General features: G+C 66.1%; 20 protein-coding genes. 9 read left to right on the top strand and 11 right to left on the bottom strand.

What is annotated here, in order from left to right; translation table 11 throughout:
- Positions 1-46: 46 nt before the first annotated feature.
- The 5 genes from mfd (at position 47) to ABIB38_RS14340 (ending at position 7,118) form a co-directional block, all read left to right on the top strand.
- A complete protein-coding gene (mfd, locus tag ABIB38_RS14360) occupies positions 47-3,493 on the top strand; it encodes a transcription-repair coupling factor (protein ID WP_429204829.1) in 3,447 nt (1,148 codons plus the stop codon).
- Positions 3,494-3,507: 14 nt separating this feature from the next.
- Positions 3,508-4,356: a phosphoserine phosphatase SerB gene (gene serB / locus ABIB38_RS14355; protein ID WP_429204828.1), complete on the top strand. Its 849-nt coding sequence runs from the start codon at positions 3,508-3,510 to the stop codon at positions 4,354-4,356.
- Between the two features lie 269 nt (positions 4,357-4,625).
- Positions 4,626-5,945, top strand: coding sequence for an SGNH/GDSL hydrolase family protein (locus ABIB38_RS14350; RefSeq protein WP_429204827.1), 1,320 nt, complete (start codon positions 4,626-4,628; stop codon positions 5,943-5,945).
- A gap of 103 nt (positions 5,946-6,048) precedes the next feature.
- Positions 6,049-6,513 (top strand): hypothetical protein, encoded by a 465-nt coding sequence (locus ABIB38_RS14345; protein WP_429204825.1) that lies wholly within the window; start codon positions 6,049-6,051, stop codon positions 6,511-6,513.
- 368 nt (positions 6,514-6,881) lie between these two features.
- The gene (locus ABIB38_RS14340; RefSeq protein WP_429204823.1) at positions 6,882-7,118 is read left to right on the top strand and encodes a hypothetical protein; all 237 of its coding nucleotides are present in this window, start codon (positions 6,882-6,884) and stop codon (positions 7,116-7,118) included.
- Between the two features lie 169 nt (positions 7,119-7,287).
- Here ABIB38_RS14340 and ABIB38_RS14335 read toward each other — a convergent pair whose 3' ends face one another.
- The 4 genes from ABIB38_RS14335 to ABIB38_RS14320 form a co-directional block, all read right to left on the bottom strand.
- Positions 7,288-7,674, bottom strand: a complete 387-nt coding sequence (locus ABIB38_RS14335) for a cupin domain-containing protein (protein WP_429204822.1) — start codon at positions 7,672-7,674, stop codon at positions 7,288-7,290.
- 150 nt (positions 7,675-7,824) lie between these two features.
- Complete coding sequence (locus ABIB38_RS14330; protein WP_429204820.1) at positions 7,825-8,214, bottom strand: hypothetical protein; 390 nt, start codon at positions 8,212-8,214, stop codon at positions 7,825-7,827.
- A gap of 66 nt (positions 8,215-8,280) precedes the next feature.
- Positions 8,281-9,099: a Mut7-C RNAse domain-containing protein gene (locus ABIB38_RS14325; RefSeq protein ID WP_429204818.1), complete on the bottom strand. Its 819-nt coding sequence runs from the start codon at positions 9,097-9,099 to the stop codon at positions 8,281-8,283.
- Positions 9,100-9,140: 41 nt separating this feature from the next.
- Positions 9,141-9,878, bottom strand: coding sequence for a DUF72 domain-containing protein (locus tag ABIB38_RS14320; protein WP_429204816.1), 738 nt, complete (start codon positions 9,876-9,878; stop codon positions 9,141-9,143).
- A gap of 132 nt (positions 9,879-10,010) precedes the next feature.
- Between ABIB38_RS14320 and trxC the strand changes: the two genes are divergently transcribed.
- Positions 10,011-10,448: a thioredoxin TrxC gene (gene trxC / locus ABIB38_RS14315; protein ID WP_429204815.1), complete on the top strand. Its 438-nt coding sequence runs from the start codon at positions 10,011-10,013 to the stop codon at positions 10,446-10,448.
- A gap of 99 nt (positions 10,449-10,547) precedes the next feature.
- On the top strand, positions 10,548-10,910 hold the full coding sequence (locus ABIB38_RS14310; RefSeq protein ID WP_429204813.1) for a DUF4870 family protein: 363 nt from the start codon (positions 10,548-10,550) through the stop codon (positions 10,908-10,910).
- 31 nt (positions 10,911-10,941) lie between these two features.
- On the opposite strand, the gene ABIB38_RS14305 is transcribed toward ABIB38_RS14310, so the two are convergent.
- From ABIB38_RS14305 to ABIB38_RS14280, 6 genes are all read right to left on the bottom strand, one after another.
- Complete coding sequence (locus ABIB38_RS14305) at positions 10,942-12,105, bottom strand: cystathionine beta-lyase (RefSeq protein ID WP_429204812.1); 1,164 nt, start codon at positions 12,103-12,105, stop codon at positions 10,942-10,944.
- A gap of 34 nt (positions 12,106-12,139) precedes the next feature.
- On the bottom strand, positions 12,140-13,528 hold the full coding sequence (rimO, locus tag ABIB38_RS14300) for a 30S ribosomal protein S12 methylthiotransferase RimO (protein WP_429204917.1): 1,389 nt from the start codon (positions 13,526-13,528) through the stop codon (positions 12,140-12,142).
- Between the two features lie 209 nt (positions 13,529-13,737).
- Positions 13,738-14,301, bottom strand: a complete 564-nt coding sequence (gene phaR, locus ABIB38_RS14295) for a polyhydroxyalkanoate synthesis repressor PhaR (RefSeq protein WP_429204810.1) — start codon at positions 14,299-14,301, stop codon at positions 13,738-13,740.
- A gap of 200 nt (positions 14,302-14,501) precedes the next feature.
- On the bottom strand, positions 14,502-16,268 hold the full coding sequence (gene phaC, locus ABIB38_RS14290) for a class I poly(R)-hydroxyalkanoic acid synthase (RefSeq protein WP_429204808.1): 1,767 nt from the start codon (positions 16,266-16,268) through the stop codon (positions 14,502-14,504).
- Positions 16,269-16,597: 329 nt separating this feature from the next.
- Positions 16,598-17,404, bottom strand: a complete 807-nt coding sequence (pgeF, locus tag ABIB38_RS14285) for a peptidoglycan editing factor PgeF (RefSeq protein WP_429204806.1) — start codon at positions 17,402-17,404, stop codon at positions 16,598-16,600.
- Positions 17,401-18,495: an RluA family pseudouridine synthase gene (locus ABIB38_RS14280; protein ID WP_429204804.1), complete on the bottom strand. Its 1,095-nt coding sequence runs from the start codon at positions 18,493-18,495 to the stop codon at positions 17,401-17,403. The genes pgeF and ABIB38_RS14280 overlap by 4 nt, the downstream gene beginning before the upstream one ends.
- A gap of 64 nt (positions 18,496-18,559) precedes the next feature.
- Here ABIB38_RS14280 and ABIB38_RS14275 point away from each other — a divergent pair, with 64 nt between their 5' ends.
- A complete protein-coding gene (locus tag ABIB38_RS14275; RefSeq protein ID WP_429204803.1) occupies positions 18,560-19,399 on the top strand; it encodes an outer membrane protein assembly factor BamD in 840 nt (279 codons plus the stop codon).
- Positions 19,400-19,440: 41 nt separating this feature from the next.
- On the opposite strand, the gene yaaA is transcribed toward ABIB38_RS14275, so the two are convergent.
- Complete coding sequence (gene yaaA / locus ABIB38_RS14270; RefSeq protein ID WP_429204801.1) at positions 19,441-20,211, bottom strand: peroxide stress protein YaaA; 771 nt, start codon at positions 20,209-20,211, stop codon at positions 19,441-19,443.
- Positions 20,212-20,247: 36 nt separating this feature from the next.
- Between yaaA and ABIB38_RS14265 the strand changes: the two genes are divergently transcribed.
- The gene (locus ABIB38_RS14265) at positions 20,248-20,718 is read left to right on the top strand and encodes a putative toxin-antitoxin system toxin component, PIN family (protein ID WP_429204799.1); all 471 of its coding nucleotides are present in this window, start codon (positions 20,248-20,250) and stop codon (positions 20,716-20,718) included.
- Positions 20,719-20,742 lie beyond the last annotated feature (24 nt).

The raw sequence follows: 20,742 nt of genomic DNA, 5'->3' as shown, positions 1-20,742 counted from the left end.
ACTATAATTGACGCCTACTTTTGACGCGAACGTAACAGCACGCTGCATGCCTTTCGATCTCAAGAAACACCTTCCCACGCCAGGCCACCGTTTCGTCCTGCCGCCGGCGCACGGCTCGTCCGACGCCTACGCCCTGGCCACCGCCGCGCTGGCCCTGAAGGCCAGCGGCCAGATGCTCACCGTCGTCGTCGCCAATGCGAGCGACGGCCAGCGCCTGCTCGACGAGATCCCATGGTTTGCGGACGGCAAGCTGTCCTGCCACCTGTTGCCGGACTGGGAAACGCTGCCCTATGACGCGTTTTCGCCGCACCAGGACCTGGTGTCGGAGCGCCTGGCCACCCTGCACGAGATCCGCAACGGCCAGTGCGACGTGCTGGTGGTGCCGGCCACCACGGCGCTGGTGCGCCTGGCGCCGCCATCGTTCCTGGCCGCCTACACCTTCTTCTTCCGCCAGGGCGAACGCCTGGACGAAGCCAGGCTCAAGGCCCAGCTGACCCTTGCCGGCTACACGCACGTCTCGCAAGTGATGTCGCCCGGCGAATACTCGGTGCGCGGCGGCCTGATCGACCTGTTCCCGATGGGGTCCGCGCTGCCCTACCGGCTCGACCTGTTCGGCGACGACATCGAATCGATCCGCACCTTCGACGCCGACACCCAGCGCTCGCTGTACCCGGTCAGGGAAGTGCGCCTGCTGCCGGGCCGCGAATTTCCGATGGACGACGCCGCCCGCACCGCCTTTCGCGGGCGCTGGCGCGAGCGCTTCGAGGGCGACCCGACCCGTTCGCCGATCTATCGCGACATCGGCAGCGGCATTGCCTCGGCCGGCATCGAATACTACCTGCCGCTGTTCTTCGAACAGACGGCCACCCTGTTCGACTACCTGCCGCCTGACGCGCCGCTGGCCCTGGTGGGCGACATCGACGCGGCGATCAAGCGCTTCTGGCTCGACACCGAGTCGCGCTACCGCTTCCTGAAGAGCGACCGCGAACGGCCGGTCCTGGAGCCGCACGAGCTGTTCCTCGGCGCCGAGCAGTTCTTCACCTGCATCAAGCCCCACGGCCGCTGGAATATCGCGCGCGACCCGGCCGCGCCAGGCTCGGAGCTGTCGGCGCCGATCCCGGACATCGCCGTCAACCGGCGCCTGGACGACCCGCTGACCAATCTGCGCGCGTACCTGGAGCGCCGCGATACGCGCGTGATGATCTGCGCCGATTCGGCCGGCCGCCGCGAGACGCTGCAGCAGTATTTCGGCGAATACAAGCTGGCGCTGGCGCCGGTGGAGGGCTTCGAGGGCTTTCGCCAGAGCGACGCCAGGCTCGCGCTGGGCGTGGCGCCGCTGCAGGCCGGCTTCGAGCTGTTCGATGCCGAATCCGGTCATCTGGTGTTCATCACCGAGACCGAACTGTATGCGGGTTCGGGCCGGCGCGGCGGCAAGAAGAAGCAGGAAGCGACGAGCCAGGTCGAGTCGATGGTGCGCGACCTGTCGGAGCTCAAGATCGGCGATCCGGTGGTCCACATCAACCACGGCATCGGCCGCTACATGGGCCTGACCAGCATGGACCTGGGCGAAGGCGAGACCGAATTCCTGCACCTGGAATACGCCAAGGACACGAAGCTCTACGTGCCGGTCTCGCAGCTGCACGTGATCTCGCGCTATTCCGGCGCCTCGCCCGAGGATGCGCCGCTGCACACGCTCGGCTCGGGCCAGTGGGAAAAGGCCAAGCGCAAGGCCGCCGAGCAGGTGCGCGACACCGCCGCCGAGCTCCTGAACCTGTACGCGCGGCGCGCCGCGCGCCAGGGCCACGCGTTCGAATACTCGAGCATCGATTACGAGAACTTCGCCCAGAGCTTCGGTTTCGACGAGACGCCGGACCAGGCCGAAGCCATCCTCAATGTCATCAAGGACATGACCTCGGGCCGGCCGATGGACCGCCTGGTGTGCGGCGACGTCGGCTTCGGCAAGACCGAGGTCGCGCTGCGCGCCGCCTTCATCGCCGTCATGGGCGGCAAGCAGGTCGCGATCCTGGCCCCGACCACCCTGCTGGCCGAACAGCACGCCCAGACCTTCGCCGACCGCTTCGCCGACTGGCCGGTGAAGATCGCCGAGCTGTCGCGCTTTCGCACCGGCAAGGAGATCAACAACGCGATCAAGGGCATGGCCGACGGCACGCTCGACATCGTGATCGGCACCCACAAGCTGCTGTCGCCGGACGTGAAGTTCACGCGCCTGGGCCTGGTGATCATCGACGAGGAACACCGCTTCGGCGTGCGCCAGAAAGAGGCGCTCAAAGCCCTGCGCGCCGAGGTCGACGTGCTGACCCTGACCGCGACCCCGATCCCGCGCACCCTGGGCATGGCGCTGGAAGGCTTGCGCGATTTCTCGATCATCGCCACCGCGCCGCAAAAGCGCCTGGCGATCAAGACGTTTGTCCGCAGCGAGGACGGTTCGATCATCCGCGAAGCCTGCCTGCGCGAACTCAAGCGCGGCGGCCAGATCTACTTCCTGCACAACGAGGTCGACACCATCGAGAACCGCCGCGCGATGCTGCAAGAGCTGCTGCCGGAGGCGCGCATCGGCGTGGCCCACGGCCAGATGCACGAGCGCGACCTCGAGAAGGTCATGCGCGACTTCGTGGCCCAGCGCTTCAACATCCTGCTGTGCACGACCATCATCGAGACCGGCATCGACGTGCCGACCGCGAACACGATCATCATGCACCGCGCCGACAAGTTCGGCCTGGCCCAGTTGCACCAGCTGCGCGGCCGCGTCGGCCGTTCGCACCACCAGGCGTATGCCTACCTCCTGGTCAGCGATGTGTCGAACCTGACCAAGCAGTCGCAGCGCCGCCTGGACGCGATCCAGCAGATGGAAGAACTGGGCAGCGGCTTCTATCTGGCCATGCACGACCTCGAGATCCGCGGCGCCGGCGAGGTGCTGGGCGAGAACCAGTCCGGCGAGATGCTCGAAGTGGGCTTCCAGCTGTATTCCGACATGCTCAATGAGGCGGTGCGCGCGCTCAAGGCCGGCAAGGAGCCGGACCTGGCGGCGCCCCTGTCGTCGACCACCGAGATCAACCTGCACGTGCCGGCACTGCTGCCCGCCGACTACTGCGGCGACGTGCACGAGCGCCTGTCGATCTACAAGCGCCTGGCCAACTGCGAAAGCCAGGACCGCATCGATGCGATGCAGGAGGAATTGATCGACCGCTTCGGCAAGATGCCGGACGCCGTCAAGGCGCTGGTGGAAACGCACCGCCTGCGCATCGCGGCCAGGAGCGTGGGCATCGTCAAGATCGACGCCCATGGAGAGGCCGCCAGCCTGCAGTTCATGGAGCAGCCGCCGATCGACCCGATCAGGATCATCACGCTGATCCAGAAGAACCGCCACGTCAAGCTGGCCGGCCAGGACAAGCTGCGCATCACGGCCAGCATGCCCGACCTGGCGGCGCGCGTGAACCAGATCAAACAGACCATCAAACAACTGCTCGCCTGACGAGAACGACATTCATGACCACGAACCTGGTGCTGCAAGGACCGCAGGCTGACCAAGAGACCCTCGAGCGCCTGGCGCGCCTGGCCGAGCCGCAACGATTGACCGCGCTCGGCGCCCACGCACTGCGCGCCGAAGGCGTGCGCCACGACGGCGCGCTCGCGCAGGAAGTCGCCGCCGCCGCCTTCGAGGCCGGCGTCGACGCCACCTTCATCGCAGCCGGCCGCAAACTGGCCGACTTCAGGCTGGTGGCGATGGACATGGACTCGACCCTGATCACCATCGAGTGCATCGACGAGATCGCCGACATGCAGGGCCTCAAGCCGCAGGTGGCGGCGATCACCGAAGCCGCGATGCGCGGCGAACTCGATTTCGCCGAGAGCCTGACGCGGCGCGTGGCCCTGCTCGAGGGCCTCGAAGCGGGCGCGCTGCAGCGCGTCTACGACGAGCGCCTGCGCATCTCGATGGGCGGCGAAGCGATGCTGCAGGCGGTGCGGGCGGCCGGCCTCAAGACCCTGCTGGTGTCGGGCGGCTTCACCTTCTTCACCGACCGCCTCAAGCCGCGCCTGGGCCTGGACCACACCCACGCCAACGTGCTGGAAGTCATCGATGGCCGGCTGAGCGGCCGGGTGCTTGGCGCCATCGTCGACGCCGAGGAAAAGAAGCGCACCGTGGAGCGGATCTGCGCGCAAATGGGCATCGCGCCATCGCAGGCCATCGTCATGGGCGACGGCGCCAACGACCTCAGGATGATGAGCGTCGCCGGCCTGTCGGTGGCCTTCCGCGCCAAGCCGGTGGTGCGCGAGCAGGCCGACGTCGCGCTCAATTTTTCGGGCCTGGACGGCCTGCTGGCCATCCTCGCCTGACCTTCCCACATGCCTGCCCGGCGCCGCAGACGGCGCCGGGACCACCGGCTTGCCGCTCGTCGGCCATGTCCGTGCGGCGCTTGCCGCACCGCTGTTCCTGGGCATCTGCTGATTTTTAGAATTGGCAATCCTTCCCATCAGAAATCCGCACGACACAGCGCAAACTATGTACGCGACCGGACACGCGCGGCGCGCGCTCTGCGCTATCGTGAATGCGCGCTCGCACCGCGATCGCACGTTCCGTCCAGGATCTTCTTCAGGAGCCCGCCATGTCCCTTCCGGATTCCAGTGCCTCCGATTCTCCCCCCACCCCTTCCGCATCGCACTTCAAGGGCGACCATGGCGTCGACCGCAACCGACGACGCATTCTGCTCGGCGCGCCGGTCCTGGCCGGCGCGCTGGCCGCGCCGATCGCCGACGTACGGGCCCAGGCGGGCCAACCCGAGCGCTGGAGCGCGGGCTGGGGCTGCGCGCCGGCCGGCCCGCCGCCGTCCGCCTCGATGCTGACCTTCACCGACCAGACCTTGCGCCTGATCGTGCGCACCAGCCTCGGCGGCGACCGCGTGCGCATCCGGCTCTCGAACGAGATGGGCGATACCGCGTTGCGCCTGGCCAGCGCCCATGTCGGCCTGCGCGCCGGCGGCGCCGTCGTCACCGCCGGCACCAGCCGCCAGCTCACCTTCGCCGGGCGCACCGCCGTCGTGATTCCGGCCGGCGCGCCGGTATTGTCCGATCCCGTCTCGCTGCCGGTGGCGCCGCTGGCCGACCTCGCGATCAGCCTGTATTTCCCCGGCACGGTCCAGGCGAGCACGATCCATAATGCCGCCTACCAGGCCAGCTACGCCTCGACCACGGGCAACTTCGGTGCCCAGGCCTCGTTCCCGGTCCAGCGCGCGTTCGCCTCCTGGCCCTTCCTCACCGAGGTCGACGTCGACCGCGTGGCGCCGGTGCTGGTGGCGGTGGGCGATTCCGTCACCGACGGCGTGGGCAGCACCTCGAACGGCAACCGGCGCTGGCCCGATTTCCTGGCGCGCCGCATCCAGGTCGAACTCGGCAGCAACCGGATCGGCGTCGTCAACCGCGGCATCGCGGCCAACCGCCTGCTGGCCGACACGCCCACCACCTTGTTGGCCGGCAAGGACTTGCTGGAACGTTTCGACCGCGACGTGCTGTCCACGGCCGGCGTACGCGGGCTGGCGGTGCTGATCGGCATCAACGACATCGTCTACAGCCCTTCATCGGCGCCGATCCCGGTCGACGACCTGATTGCCGGCTACCTGCAACTGGTGGCGCGCGCCCACCTGCACGGCATCCCGGTGCTCGGCGCGACCCTGCCGCCCTTCCTCGGCTTCGTCTACTACACCCCGGCGCGCGAGGCGGTGCGGCAGGCGGTCAACGCCTGGATGCGCAGCGCGCTGCCGTTCGACCTGCTGGCCGACGTCGACCTGGCGCTGCGCGATCCCGACGTCCCGCAGCGGCTGCGCGCCGCGTACGACAGCGGCGACCGCCTGCATCCGAACGATGTCGGTTACGAGGCGCTAGCAGCGACTGTGCCACTGCCGGCGCTGTCCGCGCTGATGGGTGCGTGACGGGGGGGCCTGGCGCGGCGCGGCGCGGCGCCGTGTAACAGGGTGTAATTCCCCAGCACAGTGGCCCAGCAGCCCGTATGATGGCAGTATCAGGAGGGCTGTCATGAAAAATATTGCCATCATTCTCGGGTCGCTCGGCCTGCTGGCCGGCTGCGCCGCGCCCGGCCCGACTTATACCTATACGCAACCATCCGCCCCCAGCCAGTGGCGGGTCGTGTCCGTCACCCCGGTACCGGTCGGCACCGGCGCCCAGGTAGCGGCCTCCGGCCAGGGCGGAGTCGTGACCTCGACGCCGATCGCGACTGCGCCCCCCGGTTCGGGCTGGACGACGACGTCGGTGACGCCGGTGTATCGCAACCAGCAGCCGGTGATCGCGCAGCAGCAACCGGGGTGGGTGCAGCAGCAGCCGGTCTACGTGCCGCAGCCGGTGGTCGTTCAGCAGCCGCGCTACTGGTATCCGCCGATCTCGATCGGCCTGGGCTTCGACTTCGGCCGCAGCAGCTGGCATGGTCACCGCCATCGCGGCTGGGGTGCGCATATCGGGACGCGCTGGCCTTACGGCTGGTAACGGCTGCCTGACGGCTGGTCAGAAACAAAGCCGGCTGACGCCGGCTTTGTTTCTTATCCTCGCCTGATGAAGCACCGTGTTGCCACGAGGCAGCTGAGCCACTCCAGCCCCAAGGCCCTTGCTCACCGGACAGCTAACTGGCGGTCGGGATACTCGGGCGGCGGGACCCGCCGCGAGGACCAATGCGGCATCAGATCGGCACAAGTGCATCTTGGTTAAATTCCAACTGAGACATTTTGTCTCGATGTATGGAGTTTGCTTTCCAGTAGTATGCATCCCTGCGTCGGCTTCTGCGCCGACATGGAAAAGCGCCTGGGGCCACGTACCTCAAGATAGTCTCAAGTCATAGCCTGGAAGTACTCAACATCATGGAATGGATCCCTGTCGTCTTCGTCATCTTCAAGGCGCTCGTGTTAGGCGCGGGTATGTTCTATGCCATCAAATGGCATTACGACCAGGGACGAAAAGGGAAGATCGAGGAAAGGCGCGCGGTGCTGCGCGCGGCCGGCAAGGTGGCGGCCATTTTCTTGCTGTCGCTGCTGGCCCTGGCGATCATCACCTACCTGATCGTCACCAGGCTCAGCCTGAACCTGGGCCTATCCTGATGGCGACGCATCGTCAACCCGTGTGAGGCATTTCCAGCACTGACTCTCGCTGGCGACGCGGTGGCCGGCGTGATGCCGGAACGCCCCGGACCGCGCCAGGCCCGAACGGCGATGCCACGAGCGCCGGGAGCGCCACGCTGCCTCCCGGCCAATCGCCGTCCACCGGCAATCAATGCCCGTGCTGGCGCTCGTATTCGTCCGCTTCGGCCTTGTTGGCGTGGACGATGCCGTCCGGATGCTCCGGCGGGGTGTACAAGGTGTACAGGCGCATCGGCTCGGTCTTCGAGGTATTGATGACGTTGTGCTCGGTGCCGGCCGGGATCACCACCGCGACGCCGTCTTCCAGCTTGTGTTCTTCGCCGTCCAGCAACGCCACGCCCTCGCCCGCTTCGACGCGGATGAACTGGTCGTGGCCATCATGGTGCTCGAGCCCGATCTCCTCGCCCGGCTGCAGGGTCATGATGACCAGCTGACTGCGCTTGGTGGTGTAGAGCACTTCGCGGAAGTTGTTTCCTGCAAGCGTTTTTTCTTCGATATTGATGCTATAGCCCGACATGGGATTCTCCAGGATGCCGCGCGCGGGACCACACTGCGCGCGGTGGTTCAAGGGCGGCTGATGCCGCTCTGTCATCGATTGTATAAGAGCCGGACGGTTCGTGTACAGGCAACGGCCCGTGCTCCGCGCCCGCTCCCCATGCATTCCGTTTCAGCCTGCGCCGAACAAGTCGTGAGCGTCGAGGATCGCCCAGGCGATCTCGGGCCGCTCGGCCAGGCGCCGCCGCACCGCCGCCGGCACCGACTGGCGGATCTTCTTGCACAGTCCGGGACGCTCCTCGAGCACCACCAGGATGCCACGCACCGTGCGCACTTCGTTGGGGCCGGGCGCGATGCGCAGCTCGCTGCCGATGTTGTTGCGAACCAAGTTCTGCACGTGGCGCAGGTCGGCGTAGCTGTCGACGCGCCCGATGCGCTCGATCAGTTTCAACTCCTGCTGGCGCGTGATCATAAGGGGCCGCTGGTCGGCCGCCGGGTCGGCCAGCACCCTTTCGCGCGCACACACGCAGGCGCCCGGCGGGCAGCCGACCCGCAGGGGCATGCCGGCGGCAAACGCCGGGGAATCGGATGTTGCTGGGGCAGACGTAGTTACGCTCACTAGTCACGCTCAAAGATGAAAGTCGGTTTCCTCGGGAGATTCTACATCGGCAAGGTCGTCCAGGGCGCCTTTCTCGCGCTGGCCCAGCGCCGCCAGCAGCGCCGCCATGCGCTCGTAGTGCGAGCCTTTCCAGTAGACCCGCAGGCAGTTGTCGCACGTGGTAAAGCTGTCGTGCAGCGCGCGCACCGACGCCGGCAGGCGCGCGAGCACGCTGGCCTTCGCGACCGCGCGCAGCGGCAGGTTACAGTGCAGGCACAGGGAGAATGGACGCGCGCCGCCGGCAAGGTCGAGCCGCTCGAACAGCTCCCGCAGTTGCCGCGGCGGATCGAGGGCATGGACGTAGCAGCCATGCACGATCGCGCGCCGCTTGAGCAGCGCGCGATCGCGCGTCAGGACGATGCGGTCGTCATTGGCGGCCAGGTCCTCGATCTCGTCGTCACGGTAATGGTTGTCGTACAGCGTATCGTAGCCGGCCATGCGCAACAGGCGCGCCAGGCCGCCCAGGTGCGCGTCGGCGACGAAGCGCATGCGCGCGCGCGCTCGCTCACGCAGCCAGTCCAGTCCCGGGCCGCCATGCGGGCCGGCCGCAGGCAGCGCGAAGCGCGCATACACGGCAACGTGGTCGCCCTCTTGCAGCATGCGGTCGAAGCCGCTTGGTTCGCCATTGACCAGCACCATCTCGACCTCGGTATGCGGTACGCCGAGCGCCTCGATCATGTGCTTGGCGGTCGACCGCCGCGCGCAATCGGCGGCGAAGGCGCGGCCGCGCCGCTCGCGCGGCAGGAATGCGCCTAGTTCCTGATAAAAACGAAAAGTCGCGGTCACCATGATGGCGGCAGTATCGCAAGATCGTGACCTGCCTGCACCAATTATCGGTGCATCAGTTCCAGGGCATTCGGGACGGAAGCGCCCTCCGCCGTATTATCGAAGATACACCACACCTGGCGTCCCTGGGCGACCAGCGCGTCGAATTCGGCGCGCCAGCGTGCGATCTCTTGTTGCGGATAGCGCGAGTAGTAGATGCGCGGCACGCCATGCAGGCGCACGTAGGCCGCGCGCTCGCTGGTGGGCTCGTGCGGTCCCGGCTGGCCGGCGGCCGGATCGGCGATCACGCGGATCACGCCGCTTTCGCGCAGCAAGGCAGTGGCCGGCTGCGAGAACCAGCTGGCGTGGCGCGCCTCGAAGGCGATGCTGCAGCCGAAGCGCTCGCGCAAGCCGTCGAAAAAAGCCTGCGCCGGCGCGTCGGTGAAGCCGAAGCGCGGCGGCAGCTGCACCAGCAGGCAGCCGAGCTTGTGGCCCAGCATGCCAGCCTCGCGCTGGAAGCGGTCGAGCTGCTCGTCGACCCCGACCAGGCGCGCCTCGTGCGTCATGGCGCGCGGCACTTTGACGGCAAAGCGAAAATCGTCCGGCACGCTCGCGGCCCAGCGCGCGTAGGTCTCCGGCTTGTGCGGCTTGTAGAAAGAGGAATTGATTTCCACCGTGGAAAAGACGGCGGCATAGCGCTCCAGCTGGCTTCCCTCGAGGGGGAAAGCGTCGGCGCAGGGTTTTGGCAGGCTCCAGCCGGCGCAGCCGACGAGCAGGCGCCCGGGCGATTCGGATTGAGGCATCGGACTTTCGCGATCATGTTGTTTCCCCAATTCTATGCAGGTCGGGCCGGGCGCGGCGCATGGCAGGGGCGGCGACGGAAATGCGCGGTGCCGCTTACAATACCGCGATCGTTCCACATGAAGGAGAACACCATGAGCGACCAGCTCCACATCGTCTGCCCGCACTGCGATGCGGTCAACCGCATGCCGCAAGCGCGGCTGCAGGACGCACCTACTTGCGGCAAATGTTCGCGAGCCATTTTTACTGGCCAGCCGCTGGACGTCGACAGCGCCCGCTTCGAGCGCCACATGGGCCGCAACGATATCCCGGTGCTGGTCGACTTCTGGGCCGAATGGTGCGGCCCTTGCAAGATGATGGCGCCGGCGTATGCCCAGGCCGCCCAGCGCCTGGAACCGCAGGTGCGCCTGCTCAAGGTCGATACCGAGCGTTCGCAGGATTTGTCCGGACGCTTCGCGATCCGCAGCATCCCGACCCTCGCGTTGTTCCGCGGCGGACGCGAGATCGCGCGCCAGTCGGGCGCGATGGATGCGGGGCGCCTGGTGGCGTGGGTGCAGCAACATGTAAGCTGAATCCTTGGCCATTCCGGCCGACAAGATCCGGCGCCTTGCGGTCGACGCTGCTACAATGACAACGAACGGGACCGATCCCGTCCTTCATGAGGAGCCACTATGTCGCAAGAACTGGTTTTGGAGCGGGGCGTCGAGGACAACAAGCAGTGGGCGCGCATCCTGTACGTCATCCACGCGCTGACCTTCTTCTTTTCGCTCGGGATGCTGTCGATCATTCCGGTGATCATCAACTACATCAAGCGGCCGGAAACCGTGGGCACGATGGTCCACAGCCATCACACCTGGATGATCCGCTCGTTCTGGTGGTACGTGGCCTGGATGGCGGTCGGCGGCGTGCTGTTCATCACCGTCATCGGCATTCCGATCGCCTACTTGCTGTGGTTCGTGGTCTGGGTCTGGAAGGCCTACCGCCTGGTGCGCGGTTTCCTCGACCTGAACAGCAACCGGGCGATGCCGGTATAAAACGAATGGGGCCGACAAGGCCCCATTTTATTTATAGCTGTCCGAAGGCCCGTTCCAGATCGGCGATCAGGTCGTTCGGGTCTTCCAGGCCGACATTGAAGCGCACCAGCACGCCGGGATCGATCCACTTGTCGCGCAGGCTCTTGATCCGGTATGGCATCACCAGGCTGTTCGGCCCACCCCAGCTGTAGCCGATGCCGAACAGGCGCAAGGCATCGACCATGCGATCGACCCGGGCCTCGTCATGACGGGGATCGAACACGACCGAGAACAGTCCACCGGCGCCGGTAAAATCCCGTTTCCAGAACGCGTGGCCGGGGCAATCCTCGAACGCCGGATGCAGCACCTTGCTCACCTCTGGCCGCGCCTTGAACCAGGCGGCCAGCGTCCGCGCGCTCGCGTCGTGGCGCTCGAAGCGCAGCTTCATCGTCGGCAGGCCGCGCTGCACCAGGTAGGCGTCGTCCGGGCTCACGCCCATGCCCAGCCGCATATGCGCCTGCGCGATGCGGTCGTTGAGCGCCTTGTCACGGGTAATCACGGCGCCCATCAACAAATCCGCTCCGCCCGACTGGTACTTGGTCAGCGCATGCATGACGATGTCGGCGCCGTGGTCGAAGCCGCGCAGCGCCAGCCCGGCCGCCCACGTGTTGTCCAGCGCGACGATCACGCCGCGCGCGTGGGCTGCCTGGCACAGGGCCGGCAGGTCCGGCACCTCCATCGACACCGATCCCGGCGCCTCCGTCCACAGCAGCCTGGTGTTCGGCTGGATCAGCTCGGCGATGCCGGCCCCGATCATGGGATCGTAGTAGCGCGCCGACACGCCGAAATCCTGGGTCAGCCAGCGCCCCAGCTCCCGGTTTGGGTTGTAAACGTTTTCCGGCAGCAAGACGTCATCGCCGCTCTTGAGCAAGGCGAAGTCGACCATCGCGATCGCCGCCAGGCCCGATGGCGTCAACAGGCAATGCGCGCCGCCTTCGATCTCGGCCAGCTTGGCCTCGAGGGTGAACGTGGTCGGCGTGCCGTGCAGGCCGTAGGTATAAGCCTGCTTGTCGCGCCACTCGGTCGAGCGCATCGCCGCGGTGTTCGGAAACAGCACCGTGGAGGCGCGATGGATGCCGGGAGGGAAGGCATCGAAGCCGCTCGGCGCGACGTAGTCGCTATGGATCAGGGTGGTCTGGATCGACTTCTCGTTCATAGGACTCGCAGGCGCCGGGGTGGGTGTCAGTGCGTCAGAGCGGGTTGGCCCACAGGTCGTGGGCGTCGGCGCGGGTAATGACCACGTCGGCGAACTGGCCGACCGCCAGCTTCTGCTTGCCCGGCACCAGCGGCCGCTTGATGTGGACCACGCCGTCGATTTCGGGCGCATCCGCGCTCGATCGACCGATGGCTTCGCGCGGGCCGACCTCATCGATCAGCACGCGCAGGGTCTTGCCGACCTTGGCCTGCAGACGCTTGGCCGAGATCTCCTCTTGCAGCAGCATCACGCGCGCGCGGCGTTCTTCGCGCACCGCTTCCGGCACCGGATTGGCCAGCTCGTTGGCCGTCGCGCCTTCGACCGGCGAATAGGCGAAGCAACCCAGGCGGTCGATCTGCGCTTCTTTCAGGAAGTCCAGAAGGTACTCGAACTCGGCCTCGGTCTCGCCCGGGAAGCCGGCGATGAACGTCGAGCGGATCGTCAGGTCCGGGTTCATGCTGCGCCACTTGAGGATGCGCTCGAGGTTCTTCTCGCCGCTGGCCGGGCGCTTCATGCGCTTGAGGACGTCCGGGTGCGCGTGCTGCATCGGGATGTCGAGGTAAGGCAGCACGTGGCCGTCGCCCATGAACGGGATCGCGTGGTCGACGTGCGGGTAAGGATAGACGTAGTGCAGGCGCATCCACGCATCGTACTGGCGCGCCAGCTGGCCCAGCGCTTCGACCAGCTGCGTCATGTGGGTCTTGATCGGACGGCCGTTCCAGAAGCCGGTGCGGAACTTGACGTCGACGCCGTAGGCCGACGTGTCCTGCGAAATCACCAGCAATTCCTTGACGCCGGCCTTGAACAGGTTCTCGGCTTCGATCAGGACTTCGTCGATACGGCGCGACACCAGATCGCCGCGCATCGACGGGATGATGCAGAAGCTGCAGCGGTGGTTGCAGCCTTCGGAAATCTTCAGGTAGGCGTAGTGCCTGGGGGTGAGCTTGACGCCATGGTCCGGCACCAGGTCGATGAACGGGTCGTGCGGTTTCGGCAGGTGCAGGTGCACCGATTCCATCACCTCGGTCACGGCGTGCGGGCCGGTCACGGCCAGCACCTTCGGGTGCACCTTGGTGATGATGTCGTCGCCCGCGGCGTCCTTCTTGGCGCCCAGGCAGCCGGTGACGATCACCTTGCCGTTCTCGGCCAGCGCCTCGCCGATCGCGTCGAGCGACTCCTGCACCGCGGCGTCGATGAAGCCGCAGGTATTGACGATCACCAGGTCGGCGCCGTCATAGGAGTTGGCGGTCTGGTAGCCTTCGGCGCGCAGCTGGGTCAGGATCTGCTCGGAATCGACCAGCGCCTTCGGGCAGCCGAGCGAGACGAAGCCGACCTTCGGCGCCGCATTGGCGCTTGACCCCGCACCCGCGGCCGGCGTCGGCATGACGATGGCCGGGGCCTTGGCGGCGGCTGCGGGGCTGGCGCTGGCGCTAGGGTTGGCAGAAGGATTACGACGAAGTTCGGGCATGGGCGGACGACAAATGATTTGGGCAATCCGCGATTGTACCTGAACCCGGCCCCCTGTTGTTGCCGGGGGCGGGAATGCCGGCATCCGAACGGGCCGGCGAGTGTCGCGTCAAACCGACGCGACGGTTATTTCTTGTCCGGCGGCGGCGTCATCCCCGGGAAAGGGAACGCGCCAAACATCGCCTTGCTCTGGTTCTGCATCTGCTCCTGCATCTGCAGGAACAGGTTCTTGCTCTGGTCGATATAGTTGTTCATCATGCCCTGCATCATCGGACCCTGGACGTTCATGAACTGGGTCCACATCTCGGGACTGAACGGCTTGCCTTCAAGGGCGCCGGCGGCATTGCTGGTGAACTTGTTCTGGATGTCGGTAAACGCCTGGACGTTCTTTTCCAGGTAAGAACCCATCATGCCCTGCATCGCGTGGCCGTAGTAGCGGATGATCTGGGCCAGGACCGAGCTCGAGAACATCGGGACGCCGTTGGCTTCCTCTTCCAGGATGATCTGCAGCAGGATGCTGCGGGTCAGGTCTTCATTGCTTTTGGCATCGACCACGGTGAACTCGTCGGCATCGAGCACGAGCTGTTTGACGTCGGAAAGCGTAATGTATGAACTGGTCTGCGTGTCGTACAAGCGACGGTTCGGGTATTTCTTGATCAGGCGTTCCGTACTTTTCTTCACACTGCTCATTTCTCGTTCCATAGGTTGCGTCGCGGCTTCGTGAGCCTCGTACTTAGAATTGTGTGCGCCGGCATGACCGGTTCGTCTCCTGTCCATCCGCTGCCAGGTCGGCAATGGGCGGACAGCAGACACCATACCATGCAATTGACGCAGGTGCAGCAATTACAAGTTTAATCACTGTATTGGCTTTTCTGTCAACGATCCGGCGTTCAATCGGCACGCGCCTTGACGTAGCGTCCGGGCGCCGGTTCCAGCGGCGTGTATTGCGCATTGCCGGGCGCCTCAGGCGCGCTCACCTCGGCGCCGCCATGTTGCGCCAAAAATTTCGCCCATTCCGGCCACCAGCTGCCCTTGTGCTCGACCGCGCCGTCGAACCAGGCGGCGTCGTCCAGGGGCGACGGGTTGCCCGCCGTTTTGCCGGCCGCCTTGCCGCCATCGTCGTTGACCCAGTAGCTGCGCTTGTTCTTCGCCGCCGGGTTGATGACGCCGGCGATGTGGCCCGAGGCGCCCAGCACGAAACGGTTCGCCTTCGGGTTCCCGGGATTGAGCAGCCCCATCGAGACATAGGCCGCCTGCCACGGCACGATATGGTCTTCCTTCGAGCCGTACATGAATACCGGCGCCTCGATCTTGCCCAAGTCGACCGGCACGCCGCACACGGTCAGCGCGCCCGGGGTCTTGAGCTTGTTTTCGAGATAGGTGTTGCGCAGGTACCAGCAGAACATCGGCCCCGGCAAATTGGTGCTGTCGGCATTCCAGTACAGCAGATCGAAGGCCGGCGGTTCCTTGCCCTTCAAGTAGTTTTGCTGGACATAGTTCCATACCAGGTCGTTTGGACGCAGGGCCGAGAACGTCGTCGCCAGGTCGCGCCCCGCCATCAGCCCGCCGCCGCTCAGGGTCTGCTCGCGCAGCGCCACCTGGGCTTCGTCGACGAACACTTCCAGCAAGCCGGCGTCGGAAAAGTCGAGCAGGGTCGTGAGCAGCGTCAGGCTGGCCGCCGGCTGGTGGCCGCGCGCAGCCAGCACCGCCAGCGCGGTGGCGGCGATCGTGCCGCCGACGCAGAAGCCGAACACGTGGGCCTTCTCTTGCCCGGTGATCTCGCGCACGACGTCGAGTGCGCGCAGGGCGCCCGTTTCGACGTAATCGTCCCAGCGCAGGTGCGCCTGGCTACGGTCCGGATTACGCCAGGACATCATGAATACCGTATTGCCCTGCTCCACCGCGTAGCGTACCAGCGAATTCTCGGGCTGCAGGTCGAGGATGTAGAACTTGTTGATGCACGGCGGGATCATCAGCAGCGGCACGCTGTGCACGGTCGGCGTGGCAGGGGTGTACTGGATCAGCTGAAACAGCTCGTTCTCGAACACCACCTGGCCCGGCGTGTTGCCGACGTTGCGGCCGACCTCGAAGGCGGATTCGTCCGATTGCGAGATGCGACCCTTCTGCAGGTCGGCCAGCATATTCGCCAGGCCCTTGGTGAGACTCTCCCCCTTGGTGTCGAGCAGCTTCTTCTGCGCTTCCGGATTCGTTGCAAAGAAATTGGCGGGCGACATGGCGTCGACCATCTGCTGCACCGCGAAGCGGATCTTCTGGCGCTCGCGCGGGCCGGTCTCGACCGCATCGACCAGCGCCAGCATGCATTCGGAATTGAGCAGATAGGAGGCGGCCGCGAACGCCGACAGCGGATTCGCCGTCCATTCGGACGCCGAGAAACGCCTGTCATGCAGCTCGGGCGTCTTGCCCGAGACGAAGTCTTGCCACAGCTGGGCGCCCTTCTTGAGATAATCGTCGCGGATCGATTCGAGCTTGAGCTGGTCGACGCCGGCCCCGGCGTCTGTCAGGAACCCGGCCAGCGGATGGGCCGCTGCCGGTGTCGTCGTCAAGGACGCCATCTTGGTCCAGCCTTCCCAGGCCTTGGGATCGGTGAACTGGGACAACCAGGTGGCGGCAAAAGCTTGCGGGTCGGGCATGTTCATGTGGGCATCCGTTGTTAGAATCTCGTCTCTTCAACCAGGAAACAGAACATCATGTGGATCGTGGCCATCGCGTGGATATACGTTGTCGTACTCATGGCGGCGACCGAACCGACCGTGGTCGGCGGGATCATGACGTTCGTATTCTATTGCGCAGTGCCATTATCCATTCTTTTCTATCTGACTGGCGCAAGGCGGCGTCGGCGGCGCGGCCGAACGGCGGTGCAAGGCCGGCGCACACCCGGGGAGAACGGTGGAAATGAGGATGCCGCCGGCCCATCCGGGGCGGATGGCGACGGCGACTGAACAGTATCAGGCAGATCGCCGCTCTGTCACTTGATCCAGATCAAGCTGGCTTGCCGCCCGGTGACCCCGTCGCGGCGGTAGGAATAAAAGCGCTCCGGTGCGCTGGCGGTGCACAGTCCACCCCCATGGACGCGTTCGACGCCGTCGCGCGCCAGCATCAGGCGCGCCAGGGTGAACATATCGGCCAGGTATTTACCCGGACGGCCCGGATAGTCACGGAAGCACGCGCGCGTTGCCTGCCGCGGGATGGCCGCCACGAAAGCGTCCGCCACGTCCTGCCCCACCTCGAAGGCGCCGGGACCGATGGCCGGTCCCATCCAGGCGGTGATCTCGCCGGCGCCGGCCGCGCGCATGGCGCTCACGGTCGCGCCCAGCACCCCACCCGCCAGGCCGCGCCAGCCGGCGTGGGCCGCGCCCACCACCTTGCCGCCCAGGTCGGCGAACAGCACCGGCAGGCAATCGGCGGTGAGAATGGCGCACACGACGCCGGACGCGGTGGCGATGCTGGCGTCGCCTACGCGCATGTCGCCCGTACAAACCGGCCGGTCCGGCCCCACGCTCGCGGCGTCGACCACGTCGGCGCCATGCACCTGGGCGATCCAGGCCGGACGGCCCGGCAGCCAGGCTTGGAGGCGGTCGCGGTTGGCGCGCACGGCCTCGGGGTCGTCGTTGACGTGCAGCCCCAAGTTCAGGCCGCCGCCGCCCTTGCCGTCGTCATACGGCGCGGCGCTGACGCCGCCGTCGCGGCCGGTGGCCAGCGCGCCGACCGAGGCGGGCAGATCCGGCCATTCGGGCCACACCAGGTCGGCCCCGGCAAGCGCTCGGTGCGTCATACGCGGTAGGTGACGACGCCGCCGTCGTCATCCTCGTCGTCGATTTCCCTGCCGACGTCGCCATCTTGCGGCTCTTCGATGCCGGCCTGGGCGATCAGCGCGGCGAAATCGTCGGCCAGCGGCACCGTCCATTCGCACGGTTCGCCGGTGCCTGGATGCACCAGGCCGAGACGGCGCGCCTGCAGCGCCTGGCGGTGGAAGACGGGCGTCAGGTGACGCTTGCCATAGACCGCGTCGCCCACCAGCGCGAAGCCCAGCGACTGCATGTGGACGCGGATCTGGTGGGTGCGGCCGGTCTCCAGCCGGCAGCGCACCAGCGACACCGGACGCCGATCGAGTTCGCCCGTGACGACGCGCTCGTAATGGGTGATCGCCGGCTTGGCGAACGGGCTGTTCGAGACCGCCATCTTGACACGGTCCTTGGCGTCGCGGCCCATCGGGCTGTCGATGGTGCCGGAGGCGCGCGGCGTGCCCCACACCAGCGCGAAGTATTCGCGCTTGACGGTGCGCGCCTGCAGCTGGCGCACCAGGTCGGTCTGGGAGGCCAGGGTCTTGCCGACCACCATCAGGCCGCTGGTATCCTTGTCCAGGCGGTGCACGATGCCGGCGCGCGGCACGCCCACCAGCTGCGGGCAGTGGTGCAGCAGGCCGTTGAGCAGCGTGCCGTTCCAGTTGCCCGAGCCGGGATGCACGACCAGGCCGGCCGGCTTGTTGACGACGATGATGTCGTCGTCCTCGTGGACGATGTTCAGCGCCATCGGCTCCGGCGCGAACGCCGTGTCCTCGGGCGCGGCCTGCGGTTCGACGACGATCGTTTCGTCGCCGTACGCGGTGTCCTTGCCGCGCGCCGGCTTGCCGTCGACCATGATGTGGCCGCTGTCGAACCATTGCTGCAGGCGGCTGCGCGAAAACTGGGGCACGAGGCCGGCCACCACCTTGTCGAGGCGCTGGCCGCAGTGTTCCTCGTGCAGCGCGAGCGTGATCGGCGACAGGTCGATGCCGGGCGCGGGGGCGAACCCGACCTCCAGTTCATCGTCAAAATCAGGGTCAATAGGTAAATCCGCCGAATCCGGCGCAGGAGTTAATATCACGTCAGTCCCATCGGCTATAATCAGCCGTTCGTTGAATCTAGGTAAAACTTCTCTGCAAAAAGCTATGCAAAAAAAATTGTCTGTGTTGGTCGCAACTTGCGCCCTCGTCGGCCTCTCGGCATGCAGTGTTCTGCCGAAGGCTGCCGACGAATCCAAAAACTGGTCGGCGGAGAAATTATACGCTGAGGCGCGCGAGGAGATGGCCGGCGGGCACTACGAAGCCGCGATTCCGCTGTTCCAGCGGCTCGAAACCAACTTCCCATTCGGCGTCTATGCAACGCAGGCGCAGATGGAGATCGCCTACGCCCACTACAAGGCGGGCGACCAGGCCGAGGCGCTGGCCGCCGTCGAGCGCTTCATCAAGCTGCACCCGAACCACGCCCAGGTCGACTACATGTATTACCTGCGCGGCCTGGTCAATTTCAACGACCAGCTCGGCTTCTTCAGCTTCGTCTATGAGCAAGACCCGACCGAACGCGATCCGCGCGCAACCCGCGAAGCGTTCGCCGCCTTCAAGGCCCTGGTCGACAAGTTCCCGAACAGCAAATATGCGGCGGACTCGATCGAGCGCATGAGCTACCTGATCAACGCGATGGCGCAGTACGAAGTGCACGTGGCGAATTACTATTATCGCCGTGGCGCCTACCTGGCGGCGCTCAACCGCGCCCAGGATGCGGTGACCAACTACAGCGACGCGCCGGCGCGCGAAGAAGCGCTGTTCATCATGATCCGCAGCTACGACAAGCTCGGCATGCCGCTGCTGCGCGACGATACCCAGCGCGTGTTCCTGCTCAACTATCCGAACAGCCAGTTCCTCAATCCGAATGCGCGCGGCGAAGCGCCGTGGTGGAAGTTCTGGGCCAAGAGCGGGCCGAAGCCGTCGCCGAAGGACGCGGTCGAATGATCGCAGCGCCGGCGCCTACGGGCGCCGGCGTTCCTTCCGGCTCAGGCGTCGATACGCCGGCGGAACACCCAGGCGCGCTCTTTGGAAGCGCCCGCTTCGTAGGCATAGCCGTCGACGTCGAATTCCTTGAGCTGCTCCGGATCCGTGATGCCGCGCTCGGCCGCGTAGCGCGCCATCATGCCGCGGGCGCGCTTGGCAAAGAATGAAATGATCTTGTACTGGCCGTTTTTCCAGTCCTGGAACACCGGCTCGATCACCGGCGCATCGAGCAGCTTCGGCTTGACCGACTTGAAGTACTCGGTCGAGGCCAGGTTGACCAGCGCCGTGGACCCGGTCTCGGCCAGCTGGCGGTTCAGCGCCCCGGTAATGGTCTCGCCCCAGAACGCATACAAATCCTTGCCGCGCGGCGTCGCCAGCCTGGTGCCCATCTCGAGGCGGTAGGGATGCATCCGGTCCAGCGGACGCAGCAGGCCGTACAGGCCGGACAGGATGCGCACGTGGCGCTGCGCATACGCCAGCCCTGGCGCATCCAGGCTGGGGGCGTCGAGGCCGGCATACACGTCGCCGTTGAAGGACATGATGGCCGGGCGCGCCTCGGCATGGTCGACCTGCCAGTGGGCATAGCGGCCGACGTTGAGCATCGACAAGGCATCCGACAGATCCATCAGCTCGCTGATCCGGGCCGGCGAATAGTCGCGCAGCACATCGATCAGTTCCGCGGCCTGCGGGATGAAGTCGGGCGTGGTATGTTGCTTGGTGGTCAGGGGCGATTCGAGATCGAGCGACTTGGCGGGGGACAGGACAATCAGCATGAACGAACAGAAAATTTCCGCAAATAAACAAGCTACATGATAACCGCTCCAGCCGATTCCATCGTCAACAACACCATCGTCATCGACACCAACGTCCTGCTCGACCTGTTCGTGTTCCACGATCCGCGCTGGGCCGAGCTGCTGGCCGCCATCGAAGCGAATGAGGTCGATGCGGTCACGCGCGCCGAATGCCGCGCCGAATACCTCGCCGTGCTGCGCTACCCGCACCTGCCGCTGGACGAGGCCGGGCGCGAACAGGCCGCGGCCCGCTTCGACGCCCTGCTGCGCCTTGTTGCGCCGGACGCGAAACCGGTCCGCCTGCCGGTGTGCACCGACCGCGACGACCAGAAATTCATGGAACTGGCGCGCGACGCCGGCGCCGCGGTCCTGATCAGCAAGGACAAGGCCTTGCTCAAGCTGGGCCGCAAGACGGCGCAGGCCGGCCTGTTTCGCATCATGCTGCCCGAAGCCTGGCTCAAGGCCAGGGCCGAAGGCACGCTAGAATAAGCCAACATCCTCTTCACGATCCGC

Source organism: Massilia sp. UYP11, from assembly GCF_050434805.1.
Classification (GTDB): domain Bacteria; phylum Pseudomonadota; class Gammaproteobacteria; order Burkholderiales; family Burkholderiaceae_D; genus Telluria.
The sequence above is the reverse complement of the archived record's forward strand: the minus strand, read 5'-3'. Positions and strand labels throughout refer to the sequence as shown.